This window comes from Streptomyces sp. NPDC006393, assembly GCF_040628575.1.
In the GTDB taxonomy this organism is placed as follows: domain Bacteria; phylum Actinomycetota; class Actinomycetes; order Streptomycetales; family Streptomycetaceae; genus Streptomyces.
In genome coordinates this window covers 18,755-33,972 of sequence record NZ_JBEXZD010000025.1, presented here as the reverse complement: position 1 = coordinate 33,972, position 15,218 = coordinate 18,755, and the positions used below count along the sequence as shown (strand labels likewise).

Below are 15,218 nucleotides of genomic sequence, written 5' to 3'. Positions count from 1 at the left end.
GCGAACGGGCTGAACGGGTCCGCGAACGGGGTCAACCCGGAGAAGGACCTCTCCGCCGAGAACCTGCCCGGCCGGCGCGGCGAGGGCGGCGAGGAGATCCGCGTCCAGCGCGGCATGTTCGGCGCCAACAACGGCGGCGACACCTCCGGTTACGGCGGCCTGGTCCGCTCGGTCCGCCTCCCGGGACCGGCCACCCGGCCCTACGGCGGCTGGTTCGACGAGGTCGCCGACGAGCTCGAGGGCGCGCTGGAGGAACAGGGACTCCTGCCCGACAACGCCATCGAGAAGACGGTCGTCGACCGCGGCGAGCTCACCTTCCACATCGAGCGCGAACACCTGCTGCGCGTCGCCCGCACCCTGCGCGACGACCCCGCCCTGCGCTTCGAGCTGTGCACGGGAGTCAGCGGCGTCCACTACCCGCACGACAAGGGCCGCGAGCTGCACGCCGTCTACCACCTGCGCTCGATCACCCACAACCGGCTGATCCGCCTCGAGGTCAGCGCCCCCGACAGCGACCCGCACATCCCGTCGCTGGTCTCGGTCTATCCGACGAACGACTGGCACGAGCGCGAGACCTACGACTTCTTCGGGATCGTCTTCGACGGTCATCCCGCGCTGACCCGGATCATGATGCCGGACGACTGGCAGGGCCACCCGCAGCGCAAGGACTACCCCCTCGGCGGCATCCCCGTCGAGTACAAGGGCGCACAGATCCCGGCTCCGGACCAGCGGAGGTCGTACTCATGAGCACGCACACCCCCTCTTCCGCGGCGGCCCGCGAGACCACGGAAGGCACCGTCTACACGGTCACCGGTGGCGACTGGGACGAGGTCGTCCAGTCCGCGGCCCGCGCCGACGACGAGCGCATCGTCGTCAACATGGGCCCCCAGCACCCGTCCACCCACGGGGTGCTGCGCCTGATCCTGGAGATCGAGGGCGAGACCGTCACCGAGGCCCGCTGCGGCATCGGCTATCTGCACACCGGCATCGAGAAGAACCTCGAGTACCGCACGTGGACGCAGGGCACCACCTTCGTCACGCGCATGGACTACCTGACGTCCTTCTACAACGAGACCGCCTACTGCCTCGCCGTCGAGAAACTCCTCGGCATCGAGGACCAGGTCCCCGACCGGGCCACGATCATCCGGGTGCTCCTGATGGAGCTGAACCGCCTCTCCTCCCACCTGGTGTGCATCGCCACCGGCGGCATGGAGCTGGGCGCCACCACGATCATGATCTACGGGTTCCGCGACCGGGAGATGATCCTCGACATCTACGAGCTGGTCACGGGCCTGCGGATGAACCACGCGTACATCCGGCCCGGCGGACTCGCCCAGGACCTGCCGCCCGGCGCGGTGGACCAGATCCGCGAGTTCGTGAAGAAGATGAAGAAGAACCTCCCGGAGTACGACAAGCTCGCCACCGGGAACCCCATCTTCAAGGCCCGCATGCAGGACGTCGGCTACCTCGACCTGGCCGGCTGCATGGCCCTCGGCGCCACCGGCCCGATCCTGCGCGCCACCGGCCTGCCGCACGACCTGCGCAAGACCCAGCCGTACTGCGGCTACGAGACGTACGACTTCGACATCCCGACCGCCGACACCTGCGACGCCTACGGCCGCTTCCTGATCCGCCTGGAGGAGATGCGCCAGTCGCTCCGGATCGTCGAGCAGTGTCTGGACCGGCTGCAGCCCGGCCCGGTCATGGTCGCCGACAAGAAGATCGCCTGGCCCGCCCAGCTCGCCCTGGGGCCGGACGGACTGGGCAACTCCCTCGACCACATCAAGAAGATCATGGGCACCTCCATGGAGGCCCTGATCCACCACTTCAAGCTGGTCACCGAGGGCTTCCGCGTCCCGCCGGGACAGGCGTACGCGGCGGTCGAGTCGCCCAAGGGCGAGCTCGGAGTGCACGCCGTGTCCGACGGCGGCACCCGCCCCTTCCGGGTCCACTTCCGCGACCCGTCCTTCACCAACCTGCAGGCCATGGCGGCGATGTGCGAGGGCGGCCAGGTCGCCGACGTCATCGTCGCCGTCGCGTCCATCGACCCCGTGATGGGAGGCGTCGACCGGTGACCACCTCTTCTTCCGAGGGCGTCAGCCTGGGCATGCCGCAGCTGCCCGCGCCCGACTACCCGGACGACGTCCGCGCCCGTCTGGAGACCGACGCGCGCGAGATCATCGCCCGCTACCCCGACTCCCGGTCCGCCCTCCTGCCGCTGCTGCACCTGGTGCAGTCGGAGGAGGGGTACGTCACGCGCACCGGGATGCAGTTCTGCGCGGACGTACTCGGCCTGACCACGGCCGAGGTCACCGCGGTCGCCACCTTCTACACCATGTACCGGCGCAAGCCGTCCGGCGACTACCAGGTGGGCGTCTGCACCAACACCCTGTGCGCGGTGATGGGCGGCGACGCGATCTTCGAGTCGCTCCAGGAGCACCTCGGCGTCGGCAACGGTGAGACCACCGACGACGGCAAGATCACCCTGGAGCACATCGAGTGCAACGCGGCCTGCGACTACGCGCCGGTCGTGATGGTCAACTGGGAGTTCTTCGACAACCAGACCCCGGCGACCGTCAGGCGCGTCGTCGACGACCTTAGGGCGGGCCGGCCGGTGTCGCCGACCCGCGGCGCGCCGCTGTGCACCTTCAAGGAGACCGCCCGGATCCTGGCCGGCTTCCCCGACGAGCGGCAGGGGGCCACCGAGGCCGGCGGCAGCGCGGGACCCGCCTCGCTGGTGGGCCTCCGCCTGGCCAGGGGAGAGGCCGCACCCGCGCGCGTGGTCCACCCGCGCACCCAGGGGGCCGGGGACCAGCAGCCCTCCGACCACCGCGCTGAGGAGGGGGAGTGATGACCTTGTCCACTCGATATGGGGGCACCTCCCAGCCGGAGGCTGGGGGAGAGTCCAGCCCGGAGAAGCTGCTCGCACCCGTGCTGTCGGCCTTCTGGGACGAGGACAGGTCCTGGACGCTGGACGCCTACCGAAGGCACGAAGGATACGAGGGACTTCGCAAGGCACTCGCCATGTCGCCGGACGACCTGATCGCGTACGTCAAGGACTCCGGTCTACGCGGGCGTGGCGGCGCTGGGTTCCCGACGGGGATGAAGTGGCAGTTCATTCCCCAGGGTGATGGAAAGCCGCACTATCTAGTTGTCAACGCCGACGAATCGGAGCCGGGCACCTGCAAGGACATCCCGCTCCTCTTCGCGAACCCGCACAGCCTCATCGAGGGCATGGTGATCGCGTGCTATGCCATCAGGTCGTCGCATGCCTTCATCTATCTGCGGGGTGAAGTCGTCCCCGTGCTGCGGCGGTTGCACTCGGCCGTGCGCGAGGCCTACGCGGCGGGCTACCTCGGCAGGAACATCCTGGGCAGCGGAATCGACCTGGACATCACCGTGCACGCGGGCGCGGGCGCCTACATCTGCGGTGAGGAAACAGCGCTGCTGGACTCGCTCGAAGGCCGCCGCGGTCAACCGCGGCTCCGTCCCCCCTTCCCTGCTGTCGCGGGCCTCTACGCGTGCCCGACTGTGGTGAACAACGTCGAGTCGATCGCGTCGGTTCCCGCCATCCTGAAAAACGGCAAGGAATGGTTCAGGTCGATGGGCAGCGAGAAGTCCCCGGGCTTCACGCTGTACTCGCTCAGCGGCCACGTCGCCGCCCCCGGCCAGTACGAGGCGCCGCTCGGCATCACGCTGCGCCAGCTCCTCGACATGAGCGGCGGCGTGCGCCCCGGGCACCGGCTGAAGTTCTGGACCCCGGGCGGCTCCTCGACGCCGATGTTCACCGACGAGCACCTCGACGTCCCCCTCGACTACGAGGGTGTCGGCGCCGCCGGTTCCATGCTCGGCACCAAGGCCCTCCAGTGCTTCGACGAGACGACGTGCGTGGTGCGGGCCGTGACCCGCTGGACCGAGTTCTACGCCCACGAGTCCTGCGGCAAGTGCACACCCTGCCGTGAAGGGACGTACTGGCTCGTTCAGTTGCTGCGGGACATCGAGGCCGGCAAGGGCGTCATGGCCGACCTCGACAAGCTGAACGACATCGCCGACAACATCAACGGCAAGTCCTTCTGCGCCCTCGGCGACGGTGCGGCCTCGCCGATCTTCTCCTCCCTGAAGTACTTCCGCGAGGAGTACGAGGAGCACATCACGGGCCGCGGCTGCCCCTTCGACCCGGCCAAGTCGACGGCCTGGGCGGACCAGCACACGGAGGTGCTCGCATGACCGTGACCACCAACGCCCCCTCCTCGGGCGGTGAGGCGGCACTCCCGCCGGAAGATCTCGTGACGCTGACGATCGACGGCATCGAGATCAGCGTGCCCAAGGGCACGCTGGTCATCCGGGCCGCCGAGCGGCTCGGCATCGAGATCCCCCGGTTCTGCGACCACCCCCTGCTCGCCCCGGCCGGTGCCTGCCGCCAGTGCATCGTCGAGGTCGAGGGCCAGCGCAAGCCGATGGCGTCCTGCACCATCACCTGCACGGACGGCATGGTGGTCAAGACCCAGCTGACCTCGCCGGTCGCGGAGAAGGCGCAGAAGGGTGTGATGGAGCTGCTGCTCATCAACCACCCGCTGGACTGCCCGGTCTGCGACAAGGGCGGCGAGTGCCCGCTCCAGAACCAGGCCATGTCGCACGGCAACGCCGAGTCCCGCTTCGAGGGGAAGAAGCGGACGTTCCAGAAGCCCGTGCCGATCTCCACGCAGGTGCTGCTGGACCGCGAGCGGTGCGTGCTGTGCGCGCGCTGCACCCGGTTCTCCAACCAGGTCGCCGGCGACCCGATGATCGAGCTGCTCGAGCGGGGGGCGCTTCAGCAGGTCGGCACCGGCGAGGGCGACCCGTTCGAGTCGTACTTCTCCGGCAACACCATCCAGATCTGCCCGGTCGGCGCGCTGACCTCGGCGGCCTACCGGTTCCGCTCCCGCCCCTTCGACCTGGTGTCGTCGCCGTCGGTCTGCGAGCACTGCGCGGGCGGCTGCGCCACCCGCACCGACCACCGCCGCGGCAAGGTCATGCGGCGGCTCGCCGCCAACGACCCCGAGGTCAACGAGGAGTGGATCTGCGACAAGGGCAGGTTCGCCTTCCGGTACGCGCAGCAGAAGGACCGGCTGACGACGCCGCTGGTGCGCAACCCCGAGGGCGAGCTCGTCCCGGCGTCCTGGCCGGAGGCGCTGGAGATCGCCGCCCAGGGCCTGCTCGCCTCGCGCGGCCGGACCGGCGTCCTCACCGGCGGCCGGCTCACCGTCGAGGACGCCTACGCGTACAGCAAGTTCGCGCGCGTGGCGCTCGACACCAACGACATCGACTTCCGCGCACGCGTGCACAGCAGCGAGGAGGCAGACTTCCTGGCCGCCCGGGTCGCCGGACGCGGACGGGACGTCGACGGTACGGGTGTCACGTACACCTCCCTGGAGAAGGCACCCGCGGTCCTGCTCGTCGGCTTCGAGTCCGAGGAGGAGGCGCCCGGGGTCTTCCTGAGGCTGCGCAAGGCCTGGCGGGGGCACGGGCAGAAGGTGTTCGCCGTGGCCACCCACGCCACCCGGGGCCTTCAGAAGGCGGGCGGCACGCTGCTGCCGGCCGCGCCGGGCACCGAGACCGAGTGGCTGGACGCGCTGGCGAGCGGTGTCGGCCTGGAGGACGACGGCGCACAGGCCGCGCAGGCGCTGCGCGCCGAGGGAGCCGTGATCGTCGTCGGAGAGCGGCTGGCCTCGGTGGCGGGCGGACTCACCGCCGCCGTACGGGCCGCGTCCGCGACCGGTGCCCAGCTGGTGTGGATGCCGCGCCGGGCGGGCGAGCGCGGTGCGATCGAGGCGGGCGCCGTGCCGTCGCTGCTGCCGGGCGGCCGCCCGGCGACCGACCCGCGCGCGCGGGAGGAGGTCGCCGCCGTGTGGGGCGTCGCCGAACTCCCGCACCGCTACGGCCGTGACACCGCCCAGATCGTCCAGGCCGCGGCCGACGGCCAGTTGCAGGCGCTGGTCGTCGCCGGTGTGGAGGTCGCCGACCTGCCCGACCCGGCACGCGCGCGTGCCGCCCTGGCGGAGGTCGGCTTCCTGGTGTCGCTGGAGCTGCGGCCCAGCGAGGTCACCGAGCACGCGGACGTGGTCCTGCCCGTGGCGGCCGTCGCGGAGAAGTCCGGCAGCTTCCTCAACTGGGAGGGCCGGGTGCGCTTCTTCGAGGCCGCGCTCAAGCCCGACCAGATGACCCGCCGCCTGGCGCCCAGCGACCTGCGGGTGCTCCAGATGCTGGCCGACGCCATGGACGTCCATCTGGGGCTGCCGGACCTGCGGACCGCGCACGCCGAGCTGGACCGGCTCGGCGCCTGGACCGGACCGCGCGCCACCGACCCGCTGGACAGCGCGGGCGTGCTGCCCAGGCCGGCCACCGGGGAGGCGGTGCTCGCCGGGCACCGGCTCCTGCTCGACCACGGCGTCCTCCAGGAGGGCGACGAGGCGCTCGCCGGGACCCGGCACGCGGCACGCGCGCGCGTGTCGGCCGCCACGGCCGCCGAGGCGGGCGTCGCCGACGGCGACCCGATCGCCGTGACCGGCCCCTCCGGGACGGTCGAACTCCCGCTGGAGATCACCGAGATGCCCGACCGGGTGGTGTGGCTCCCGCTGAACTCCGTCGGTGGTGGCGTCGCCTCCGGCACCGGGGCCCTGCCCGGCTCCCTCGTCCGCATCGGCCCGGCGACCCGCGCGACCGAGGCCCCCAAGGAGGTGGAGGCATGAGCCCGTACCTCGCCGCAGAGAACCTCTCGATGTTCGGCACCGACCCCTGGTGGCTGGTCGTCGTCAAGGCGGTGTTCTGCTTCGCGTTCCTGATGGTGACCGTGCTGTTCTCCATCGTCTGGGAGCGCAAGGTCGTCGCCTGGATGCAGCTGCGCATCGGCCCGAACCGGCACGGCCCCTGGGGACTGCTCCAGTCGCTCGCCGACGGCATCAAGCTGATGCTCAAGGAGGACGTCGTCGTCAAGCGCGCGGACAAGGTGGTCTACGTCCTCGCGCCGATCGTCGCGGCCATCCCGGCCTTCATGGCGATCGCGGTGATCCCCTTCGGCCCGGCGGACAACGAGGTCTCGATCTTCGGCCACCGCACGGCCATGCAGCTGACCGACCTGCCGATCGCGGTGCTCTACCTGCTCGCGGTCGCCTCGGTCGGCATCTACGGCATCGTGCTGGCGGGCTGGAGCTCCGGATCGACGTATCCGCTGCTCGGCGGCCTGCGCTCGTGCGCGCAGATGATCTCCTACGAGATCGCCATGGGCGCCGCGTTCGCCTCGGTGTTCCTGTACTCGGGCTCGATGTCGACGTCGACGATCGTCGCGCAGCAACACGACCGCTGGTACATCCTGCTGCTGCCGGTCTCCTTCATCCTCTACATCGTCACCATGGTCGGCGAGACCAACCGCGCCCCCTTCGACATGCCGGAGTCCGAGGGCGACCTGGTGGGCGGGTTCAACACCGAGTACTCGTCGATCAAGTTCGCGATGTTCATGCTCGCCGAATACGTGAACATGGTGACGGTCTCGGCCGTGTCGACCACGCTCTTCCTCGGCGGCTGGCGGGCCCCCTGGCCGATCAGCACCTTCTGGGCCGGCGCCAACCACGGCTGGTGGCCGCTGCTCTGGTTCGTGATCAAGGTGCAGCTGCTGCTGTTCTTCTTCATCTGGCTGCGCGGCACCCTTCCCCGGGTCCGCTACGACCAGCTGATGAAGCTCGGCTGGAAGGTCCTGATCCCGGTCTCCGTGACCTGGCTGATGCTCGTCGCGGCCGTGCGGACCCTCAGGAACGAGAACTACGACTTCGCCGACATCGCCCTGTACGTCGGTGGCGCGGTCCTGGCCCTGCTGGTGCTGTCCTTCGTCGCCGACATGTTCCGCGAGAAGGCGAAGGCGGCCGAGCAGCCGGCGGCCGAACCGGCCGGGTTCGACCCGATGGCCGGCGGGTTCCCCGTGCCGCCGCTGCCGGGTCAGGAGTTGCCGGCGGTGCCGCGGCGCCGCCCCCGCCGCGAGGGCGAGTTGATTGTCAGTGGCGGATCGGATACTGCCAGTGACGGATCTCTGGATGGAAAGGAGGCGTCCGATGGCTGAGGAGCCCAAGGAGACCACACCCGGTTTCATGAACCCCGTGGCCGGCTTCGGCGTGACCTTCAAGGCCATGTTCAAGAAGCGGCTGACCGAGCAGTACCCGGAGCAGAAGAAGACCACCGCTCCGCGCTTCCACGGACGGCACCAGCTCAACCGCCATCCGGACGGCCTGGAGAAGTGCGTCGGCTGCGAGCTGTGCGCCTGGGCCTGCCCCGCCGACGCCATCTACGTGGAGGGCGCCGACAACACCGACGAGGAGCGCTACTCGCCGGGCGAGCGGTACGGCCGCGTCTACCAGATCAACTACGCCCGCTGCATCCTGTGCGGCCTGTGCATCGAGGCGTGCCCCACGCGCGCGCTGACGATGACCAACGAGTTCGAACTGGCCGACTCCAGTCGCGCGAACCTCATCTACACCAAGGAACAGCTGCTCGCCGGCCTCGAAGAGGGCATGGTCGACTCGCCGCACGCCATCTACCCCGGGACGGACGAGCAGGACTACTACCGGGGCCTGGTGACGGAGGCCGCGCCCGGCACGGTGCGCCAGGTCGCCGTCTCCAAGGGCGAGAGCCCGCAGGAGGCGGCGGCGACCTTCGGCGAGGACGAGCCGGCCTCGGAGAAGGTGATCGGCCGATGACCGCACAACTCGCCGCCTACACCACCTCCACCGGTGAGGCCTTCCAGTTCTGGGTCCTCGGCACCGTCGCGGTGATCGGGGCCCTGTGCACCGTCTTCATGAAGAAGGCCGTGCACAGCGCGCTGTGCCTGGCCGGCACCATGATCGTCCTGGCGGTGTTCTATCTCGCCAACGGCGCCTACTTCCTCGGCATCGTGCAGATCGTCGTCTACACCGGCGCGATCATGATGCTGTTCCTGTTCGTGGTGATGCTCGTCGGTGTGACCGCCGCGGACTCCCTGAAGGAGACCATCAAGGGCCAGCGCTGGCTGGCCCTGTTGTGTGGGCTCGGGTTCGGCGTCCTGCTCTTCGCGGGTATCGCCAACGCCTCCCTGAAGGACTTCGCCGGCACCGGCAAGGCGAACGCGAACGGCAACGTGGAGGGACTGGCGTCCCTCATCTTCACCAAGTACGTGTTCGCCTTCGAACTCACCGGCGCCCTGCTCATCACGGCCACCATCGGCGCCATGGTCCTCACCCACCGGGAGCGCGTCGAGCGCGCCAGGACCCAGCGCGAGCTGTCCGAGCAGCGCGTGCGCGAGGGGAAGTACGTACCGCCGCTGCCGGCCCCCGGCGTCTACGCCCGGCACAACGCGGTGGACATCGCGGGTCTGCTGCCCGACGGCACCCCCTCCGAGCTCACGGTCAGCAAGACCCTGCGCGAGCGCGGTCAGATCCGGGACGTATCCGCCGAGGCGCTGAACGACCTCAAGGCCCTGGAGCAGCGCGCCGAGGAACGCCTGGAGCGCACCGAGATCCAGCCGTCGGCCTTCAAGCGGACCGAGGAGGCGTCGAAGTGAATCCCGTCAACTACCTCTATCTCGCCGCCCTGTTGTTCACGATCGGCGCCACCGGCGTCCTCATCCGGCGCAACGCCATCGTGGTCTTCATGTGCATCGAGCTGATGCTGAACGCCTGCAACCTCGCGTTCGTCGCCTTCTCCCGGATGCACGGCAGTCTCGACGGCCAGATCATCGCCTTCTTCACGATGGTCGTCGCCGCAGCGGAGGTCGTGGTCGGTCTCGCGATCATCGTGTCGCTGTTCCGTTCCCGCCACTCGGCCTCGGTCGACGACGCCAGCCTGATGAAGCTGTAAGGGGTCGGAAGAATCGTGGACAACCTGATTGCGCTGCTGATCGCGGCGCCCCTGCTCGGAGCGGCCGTCCTCCTGGTCGGCGGCCGGCGGCTCGACGCCGTCGGCCACTGGCTCGGCACCCTGCTCGCGGCCGTCTCCTTCGTGATCGGCCTGGTCCTCTTCGCCGACCTGCTCGGCAAGGACGCCGGAAACCGGACCATGATCCAGCACCTGTTCAGCTGGATCCCGGTGGCCGGCTTCCAGGCGGACGTCACCTTCCGGCTCGACCAGCTGTCGATGACGTTCGTGCTGCTGATCACCGGCGTCGGCTCACTGATCCACCTGTACTCAATCGGGTACATGGAGCACGACGAGCGGCGCCGCCGCTTCTTCGGCTATCTCAACCTGTTCCTCGCGGCGATGCTGCTGCTCGTCCTCGCCGACAACTACCTGCTGCTGTACGTCGGCTGGGAGGGCGTCGGTCTCGCCTCCTACCTGCTGATCGGCTTCTGGCAGCACAAGCCCAGCGCGGCCACCGCCGCGAAGAAGGCCTTCCTGGTCAACCGCGTCGGCGACATGGGTCTGTCGATCGCGATCATGCTGATGTTCACGACGTTCGGGACCTTCGCCTTCGGCCCGGTCCTCAGCCATGCGGGGGACACCGGCGAGGGCAGGCTCACCGCGATCGCCCTGATGCTGCTGCTCGCCGCGTGCGGCAAGTCCGCCCAGGTGCCGCTGCAGTCCTGGCTCGGGGACGCGATGGAGGGCCCGACCCCGGTCTCCGCGCTCATCCACGCCGCCACGATGGTGACCGCGGGCGTCTACCTCATCGTCCGCTCCGGCGCGATCTTCAACGCGGCGCCCGACGCGCAGCTCGCCGTCACCGTGGTCGGCGCGGTCACGCTGCTGTTCGGTGCGATCGTCGGTTGCGCGAAGGACGACATCAAGAAGGCGCTGGCCGGCTCGACCATGTCGCAGATCGGCTACATGGTGCTGGCCGCGGGCCTCGGCCCCATCGGCTACGTCTTCGCGATCATGCACCTGGTGACGCACGGCTTCTTCAAGGCCGGGCTGTTCCTCGGCGCCGGTTCCGTCATGCACGGCATGAACGACGAGGTCGACATGCGCAGGTACGGCGGCCTCAGGAAGTACATGCCGGTCACGTTCATCACCTTCGGCCTCGGCTACCTCGCCATCATCGGCTTCCCCGGCCTGTCCGGCTTCTTCTCCAAGGACAAGATCATCGAGGCGGCCTTCGCCAAGGGCGGCACCGAGGGCTGGATCCTCGGCGGCGCGGCCCTGCTGGGCGCGGCCATCACGGCGTACTACATGACGCGGGTGATGCTGATGACGTTCTTCGGCGAGGAGCGCTGGCGCCACCAGCCCACCGCCTCCCCGGCCGAGCCCGGCGTGGAGCCGGCGGCCGAGGAGCGGGGCGAGCACGCGGAGCCGCACCCGCACGAGTCGCCGAAGGTCATGACGATCCCCATGATCGTGCTGGCCGTCGGGTCCGTCTTCGGCGGCGCGTTCTTCAGCATCGGCGACCGCTTCCTGCACTGGCTGGAGCCGGTCACCGGGCACAGTGAGGGCAACTCGCCGGTCAGCGCCCTGACGGTCACCGGAGCGACCATCGTGTGCCTGGTCGTCGGCGTCGCGATCGCCTACGCCCAGTACGGCCGCAAGCCGGTCCCGGCCGTCGCCCCGCGCGGGTCGCTGCTCACCCGGGCGGCCCGGCGCGACCTGCTCCAGGACGACTTCAACCACGTCGTACTGGTCCGCGGCGGCGAGCACCTCACCCGGTCCCTGGTGTACGTCGACCACACCCTGGTCGACGGCGTCGTCAACGGCACGGCGGCCTCGATGGGCGGCCTGTCCGGACGGATGCGCCGGCTGCAGAACGGCTTCGCGCGCTCCTACGCGGTCTCGATGTTCGGCGGTGCGGCGCTCCTGGTCGCCGCGACCCTGCTGATGAGGGCGGTCTGATACCGATGTCCTTTCCTCTGCTGACAGCGACGGCGGTGCTCCCGGCCCTCGGGGCGGTGGCCACGGCCGCCGTGCCGGCCGCCCGGCGCACCGCCGCCAAGTGGCTGGCGCTCATCGCCTCGCTCGCCACGCTCGCCCTGGCCATCGCCGTCGTGGTGCGCTTCGACCCGGGCGGCGCCCGTTACCAGCTCACCGAGTCCCACGCCTGGATCTCGGCCTTCGGGGTCCGGTACGAGCTCGGTGTGGACGGCATCGGCGTGGCACTGGTCGCGCTGACCGCCCTGCTGATCCCGTTCGTGATCCTCGCGGGCTGGCACGACGCAGACCCGCTGGAGACCGGCAGCCGCCGCTGGCGGCCGACGCAGGGCTTCTTCGCCCTGATCCTGGCCGTCGAGGCGATGGTGATCATCTCCTTCGAGGCCACGGACGTCTTCCTCTTCTACATCTTCTTCGAAGCCATGCTGATCCCGCTGTACTTCCTCATCGGCGGCTTCGGGGACCGTGCCCACGAGCACGGCGAGGAGACGGCCTCCACGCAGCGGTCGTACGCGGCGGTGAAGTTCCTGCTCTACAACCTGGCCGGCGGTCTGATCATGCTGGCCGCGGTGATCGGCCTGTACGTGGTCGCGGGGAACTTCTCGCTCACCGAGATCGCGCAGGCCCGTGCCAACGGCTCCCTGCACATGGCGACCAGCACCGAACGCTGGCTGTTCCTCGGCTTCTTCTTCGCCTTCGCGGTGAAGGCGCCGCTGTGGCCGCTGCACACCTGGCTGCCCAACGCCATGGGTGAGGCCACCGCCCCGGTCGCCGTGCTCATCACGGCGGTCGTGGACAAGGTGGGCACCTTCGCGATGCTGCGCTTCTGCCTCCAGCTGTTCCCGGAGGCCAGCAAGTGGGCCACGCCCGTCATCCTCGTCCTGGCGCTGATCAGCATCCTGTACGGGGCGCTGCTCGCGGTGGGCCAGCGGGACATCAAGCGGCTGATCGCCTACGCGTCGATCTCGCACTTCGGCTTCATCATCATGGGCATCTTCGCGATGACCAGCCAGGGCCAGTCCGGCGCGACGCTCTACATGGTCAACCACGGCATCTCGACGGCCGCGCTCCTGCTGGTCGCCGGGTTCCTGATCTCCCGGCGCGGCTCGCGGCTCATCGCCGACTTCGGAGGCGTCCAGAAGGTGGCGCCGGTGCTCGCCGGAACCTTCCTGATCGGCGGTCTGGCGACGCTCTCGCTGCCGGGGCTCGCGCCCTTCGTCAGCGAGTTCCTGGTCCTGGTCGGCACGTTCACGCGGCACCCGGCGATCGGCATCATCGCCACCTTCGGCATCGTGCTCGCCGCGCTGTACACCCTCGTCCTCTACCAGCGGACGATGACCGGCCCGGTGAAGCCGGAGGTCTCGGCGATGCCCGACCTGCGGGTGCGCGAGCTGGTGGTGGTGGCCCCGCTGATCGTGCTGCTGATCTTCCTGGGGGTCTATCCGAAGCCGGTCGCGGACATCGTCAACCCGGCGGTGAAGCAGACCATGTCCGACGTACACCAGACCGACCCCAAGCCCGCGGTGGAGGCGGCCAAGTGAGTGCAACAGCCGTCCACAGCCTGTGGACAACGGCAGCCGACCCGATCTCGAAGATCCAGGCGCCGAAGATCGAATACGGGCAGTTGTCGCCCACCCTGATCGTCGTGGGCGCGGCGATCGTCGGGGTGCTCATCGAGGCGTTCATCCCGCGCCGGTCCCGTTACTACGCGCAGGTGTTCGTGTCCGTCGTCGCGCTCGCGGCCGCGTTCGCCGCGGTCGTCGCGCTCGCGGCGGACGGCTACGGCACCACCAAGGCGCACATCGCGGCGATGGGCGCCGTCGCGGTCGACGGCCCCTCGCTCTTCCTCCAGGGGACGATCCTGCTGGCCTCCCTGGTCGGCCTGTTCACCTTCGCCGAGCGGCGCCTGGACCCGCAGGCGCACGGCAACCGCATCGACTCCTTCGCCGCGCAGGCCTCGGCCGTGCCGGGCAGCGACAGCGAGAAGGCCGCGGTGAAGGCCGGTTTCACCACCACCGAGGTCTTCCCGCTGCTGCTCTTCGCGGTCGCCGGCATGCTGGTGTTCCCCTCGGCCAACGACCTGCTGACGCTGTTCGTGGCCCTGGAGGTCTTCTCCCTGCCGCTGTACCTGCTGTGCGCGCTGGCCCGCCGCAAGCGGCTGATGTCGCAGGAGGCCGCGGTCAAGTACTTCCTGCTCGGCGCGTTCGCCTCGGCGTTCACCCTGTTCGGCATCGCCCTGCTGTACGGGTACGCGGGCTCCGTGTCGTACGCCACGATCGCGCGGGTCGTCGAGGGCAACGTGCCGAACGTCGACCCGGCGCTGGCCAACACCATGGGCAACGACGCGCTGCTGCTGATCGGCGCCGCGATGATCGTGATGGGTCTGCTGTTCAAGGTGGGCGCGGTCCCGTTCCACATGTGGACGCCCGACGTCTACCAGGGCGCCCCGACCCCTGTCACCGGGTTCATGGCGGCGGCGACCAAGGTGGCGGCGTTCGGCGCGCTGCTGCGGCTGCTGTACGTCGTGCTGCCGGGCATGCGCTGGGACTGGCGGCCGGTCATGTGGGGCGTGACGATCCTCACCATGCTGGGCGGTGCGATCGTCGCGATCACGCAGACCGACATCAAGCGGCTGCTGGCGTACTCGTCGATCGCCCACGCGGGATTCATCCTCGCGGGTGTCATCGCCACCTCGAAGGACGGCGTGTCCTCCGTGCTGTTCTACCTGGCCGCGTACTCCTTCGTGACGATCGGCGCGTTCGCCGTGGTGACGCTGGTGCGCGACGCGGGCGGCGAGGCGACGCACCTGTCGAAGTGGGCCGGTCTCGGCCGGCGCTCGCCGCTGGTGGCGGCCGTGTTCGCGGTCTTCCTGCTGGCCTTCGCGGGCATCCCGCTGACCTCCGGGTTCGCCGGGAAGTTCGCCGTGTTCAAGGCGGCGGCGGAGGGCGGCGCGGTGCCGCTGGTCGTGATCGGTGTGATCTCGTCCGCGATCGCCGCCTTCTTCTACATCCGGGTGATCGTGCTGATGTTCTTCAGCGAGCCGCGGCCGGAGGGCCCGACGGTGGCCGTGCCGTCGCCGCTGACGATGACCGCGATCGGCGTGGGTGTGGCGGTCACGGTGGTCCTGGGCGTGGCCCCGCAGTACTTCCTGGACCTGGCGAACCAGGCCGGGGTGTTCGTGCGCTGAGGCACCCCTTCACCGGCCGGCTGCCCGGCACCTCCGTCAGCGGGGGTGCCGGGCAGCGGTGTGAGGGGGGTCGCAGATCCACAGGGCCCGGGCCCAGGGTGCCGGCCTGTGGATAACTCCGGCGTTGTCGGCGCCGCCCCCTATCGTGGAGGCAGTGGTCGAGGGACGACGTACG

The 15,218-nt window shown here is 69.7% G+C and carries 12 protein-coding genes; all 12 read left to right on the top strand.

Annotated features, from left to right (window positions below):
• Positions 1 to 9 precede the first annotated feature (9 nt).
• The 12 genes from ABZ484_RS13680 to nuoN are packed head-to-tail and all read left to right on the top strand — an operon-like array spanning position 10 to position 15,043.
• Positions 10 to 747, top strand: coding sequence for an NADH-quinone oxidoreductase subunit C (locus ABZ484_RS13680; RefSeq protein WP_358866100.1), 738 nt, complete (start codon positions 10 to 12; stop codon positions 745 to 747).
• Positions 744 to 2,075, top strand: coding sequence for an NADH-quinone oxidoreductase subunit D (locus ABZ484_RS13675; RefSeq protein WP_358866060.1), 1,332 nt, complete (start codon positions 744 to 746; stop codon positions 2,073 to 2,075). The genes ABZ484_RS13680 and ABZ484_RS13675 overlap by 4 nt, the downstream gene beginning before the upstream one ends.
• On the top strand, positions 2,072 to 2,851 hold the full coding sequence (nuoE, locus tag ABZ484_RS13670) for an NADH-quinone oxidoreductase subunit NuoE (protein WP_358866059.1): 780 nt from the start codon (positions 2,072 to 2,074) through the stop codon (positions 2,849 to 2,851). The genes ABZ484_RS13675 and nuoE overlap by 4 nt, the downstream gene beginning before the upstream one ends.
• Positions 2,851 to 4,227 carry an NADH-quinone oxidoreductase subunit NuoF gene (gene nuoF / locus ABZ484_RS13665; protein WP_358866058.1) on the top strand — a complete coding sequence of 459 codons (1,377 nt, stop codon included), beginning with the start codon at positions 2,851 to 2,853 and terminating at the stop codon, positions 4,225 to 4,227. The genes nuoE and nuoF overlap by 1 nt, the downstream gene beginning before the upstream one ends.
• Entirely contained in the window at positions 4,224 to 6,728 is a 2,505-nt protein-coding gene (locus tag ABZ484_RS13660; RefSeq protein ID WP_358866057.1) for an NADH-quinone oxidoreductase subunit G, read from the top strand. The genes nuoF and ABZ484_RS13660 overlap by 4 nt, the downstream gene beginning before the upstream one ends.
• Positions 6,725 to 8,089: an NADH-quinone oxidoreductase subunit NuoH gene (nuoH, locus tag ABZ484_RS13655; protein WP_358866056.1), complete on the top strand. Its 1,365-nt coding sequence runs from the start codon at positions 6,725 to 6,727 to the stop codon at positions 8,087 to 8,089. Before ABZ484_RS13660 ends, nuoH begins: the two co-directional genes overlap by 4 nt.
• Positions 8,082 to 8,723, top strand: coding sequence for an NADH-quinone oxidoreductase subunit NuoI (gene nuoI / locus ABZ484_RS13650; RefSeq protein ID WP_358866055.1), 642 nt, complete (start codon positions 8,082 to 8,084; stop codon positions 8,721 to 8,723). The genes nuoH and nuoI overlap by 8 nt, the downstream gene beginning before the upstream one ends.
• The gene (locus ABZ484_RS13645; RefSeq protein ID WP_358866054.1) at positions 8,720 to 9,562 is read left to right on the top strand and encodes an NADH-quinone oxidoreductase subunit J; all 843 of its coding nucleotides are present in this window, start codon (positions 8,720 to 8,722) and stop codon (positions 9,560 to 9,562) included. Before nuoI ends, ABZ484_RS13645 begins: the two co-directional genes overlap by 4 nt.
• A complete protein-coding gene (gene nuoK, locus ABZ484_RS13640) occupies positions 9,559 to 9,858 on the top strand; it encodes an NADH-quinone oxidoreductase subunit NuoK (RefSeq protein WP_358866053.1) in 300 nt (99 codons plus the stop codon). Before ABZ484_RS13645 ends, nuoK begins: the two co-directional genes overlap by 4 nt.
• A gap of 15 nt (positions 9,859 to 9,873) precedes the next feature.
• Positions 9,874 to 11,820 carry an NADH-quinone oxidoreductase subunit L gene (gene nuoL, locus ABZ484_RS13635; protein WP_358866052.1) on the top strand — a complete coding sequence of 649 codons (1,947 nt, stop codon included), beginning with the start codon at positions 9,874 to 9,876 and terminating at the stop codon, positions 11,818 to 11,820.
• 5 nt (positions 11,821 to 11,825) lie between these two features.
• Entirely contained in the window at positions 11,826 to 13,397 is a 1,572-nt protein-coding gene (locus tag ABZ484_RS13630) for an NADH-quinone oxidoreductase subunit M (RefSeq protein WP_358866051.1), read from the top strand.
• Complete coding sequence (nuoN, locus tag ABZ484_RS13625) at positions 13,394 to 15,043, top strand: NADH-quinone oxidoreductase subunit NuoN (RefSeq protein WP_358866050.1); 1,650 nt, start codon at positions 13,394 to 13,396, stop codon at positions 15,041 to 15,043. The genes ABZ484_RS13630 and nuoN overlap by 4 nt, the downstream gene beginning before the upstream one ends.
• The last annotated feature ends 175 nt before the right edge of the window (positions 15,044 to 15,218 follow it).

Bases quoted from the DNA above. Each gene is read 5' to 3' on its own strand.
- ABZ484_RS13675 (WP_358866060.1), top strand. From the start codon at position 744: ATGAGCACGCACACCCCCTCTTCCGCGGCGGCCCGCGAGACCACGGAA.
- nuoF (WP_358866058.1), top strand. From the start codon at position 2,851: ATGACCTTGTCCACTCGATATGGGGGCACCTCCCAGCCGGAGGCTGGG.
- ABZ484_RS13660 (WP_358866057.1), top strand. From the start codon at position 4,224: ATGACCGTGACCACCAACGCCCCCTCCTCGGGCGGTGAGGCGGCACTC.
- nuoH (WP_358866056.1), top strand. From the start codon at position 6,725: ATGAGCCCGTACCTCGCCGCAGAGAACCTCTCGATGTTCGGCACCGAC.
- nuoI (WP_358866055.1), top strand. From the start codon at position 8,082: ATGGCTGAGGAGCCCAAGGAGACCACACCCGGTTTCATGAACCCCGTG.
- ABZ484_RS13645 (WP_358866054.1), top strand. From the start codon at position 8,720: ATGACCGCACAACTCGCCGCCTACACCACCTCCACCGGTGAGGCCTTC.
- ABZ484_RS13630 (WP_358866051.1), top strand. From the start codon at position 11,826: ATGTCCTTTCCTCTGCTGACAGCGACGGCGGTGCTCCCGGCCCTCGGG.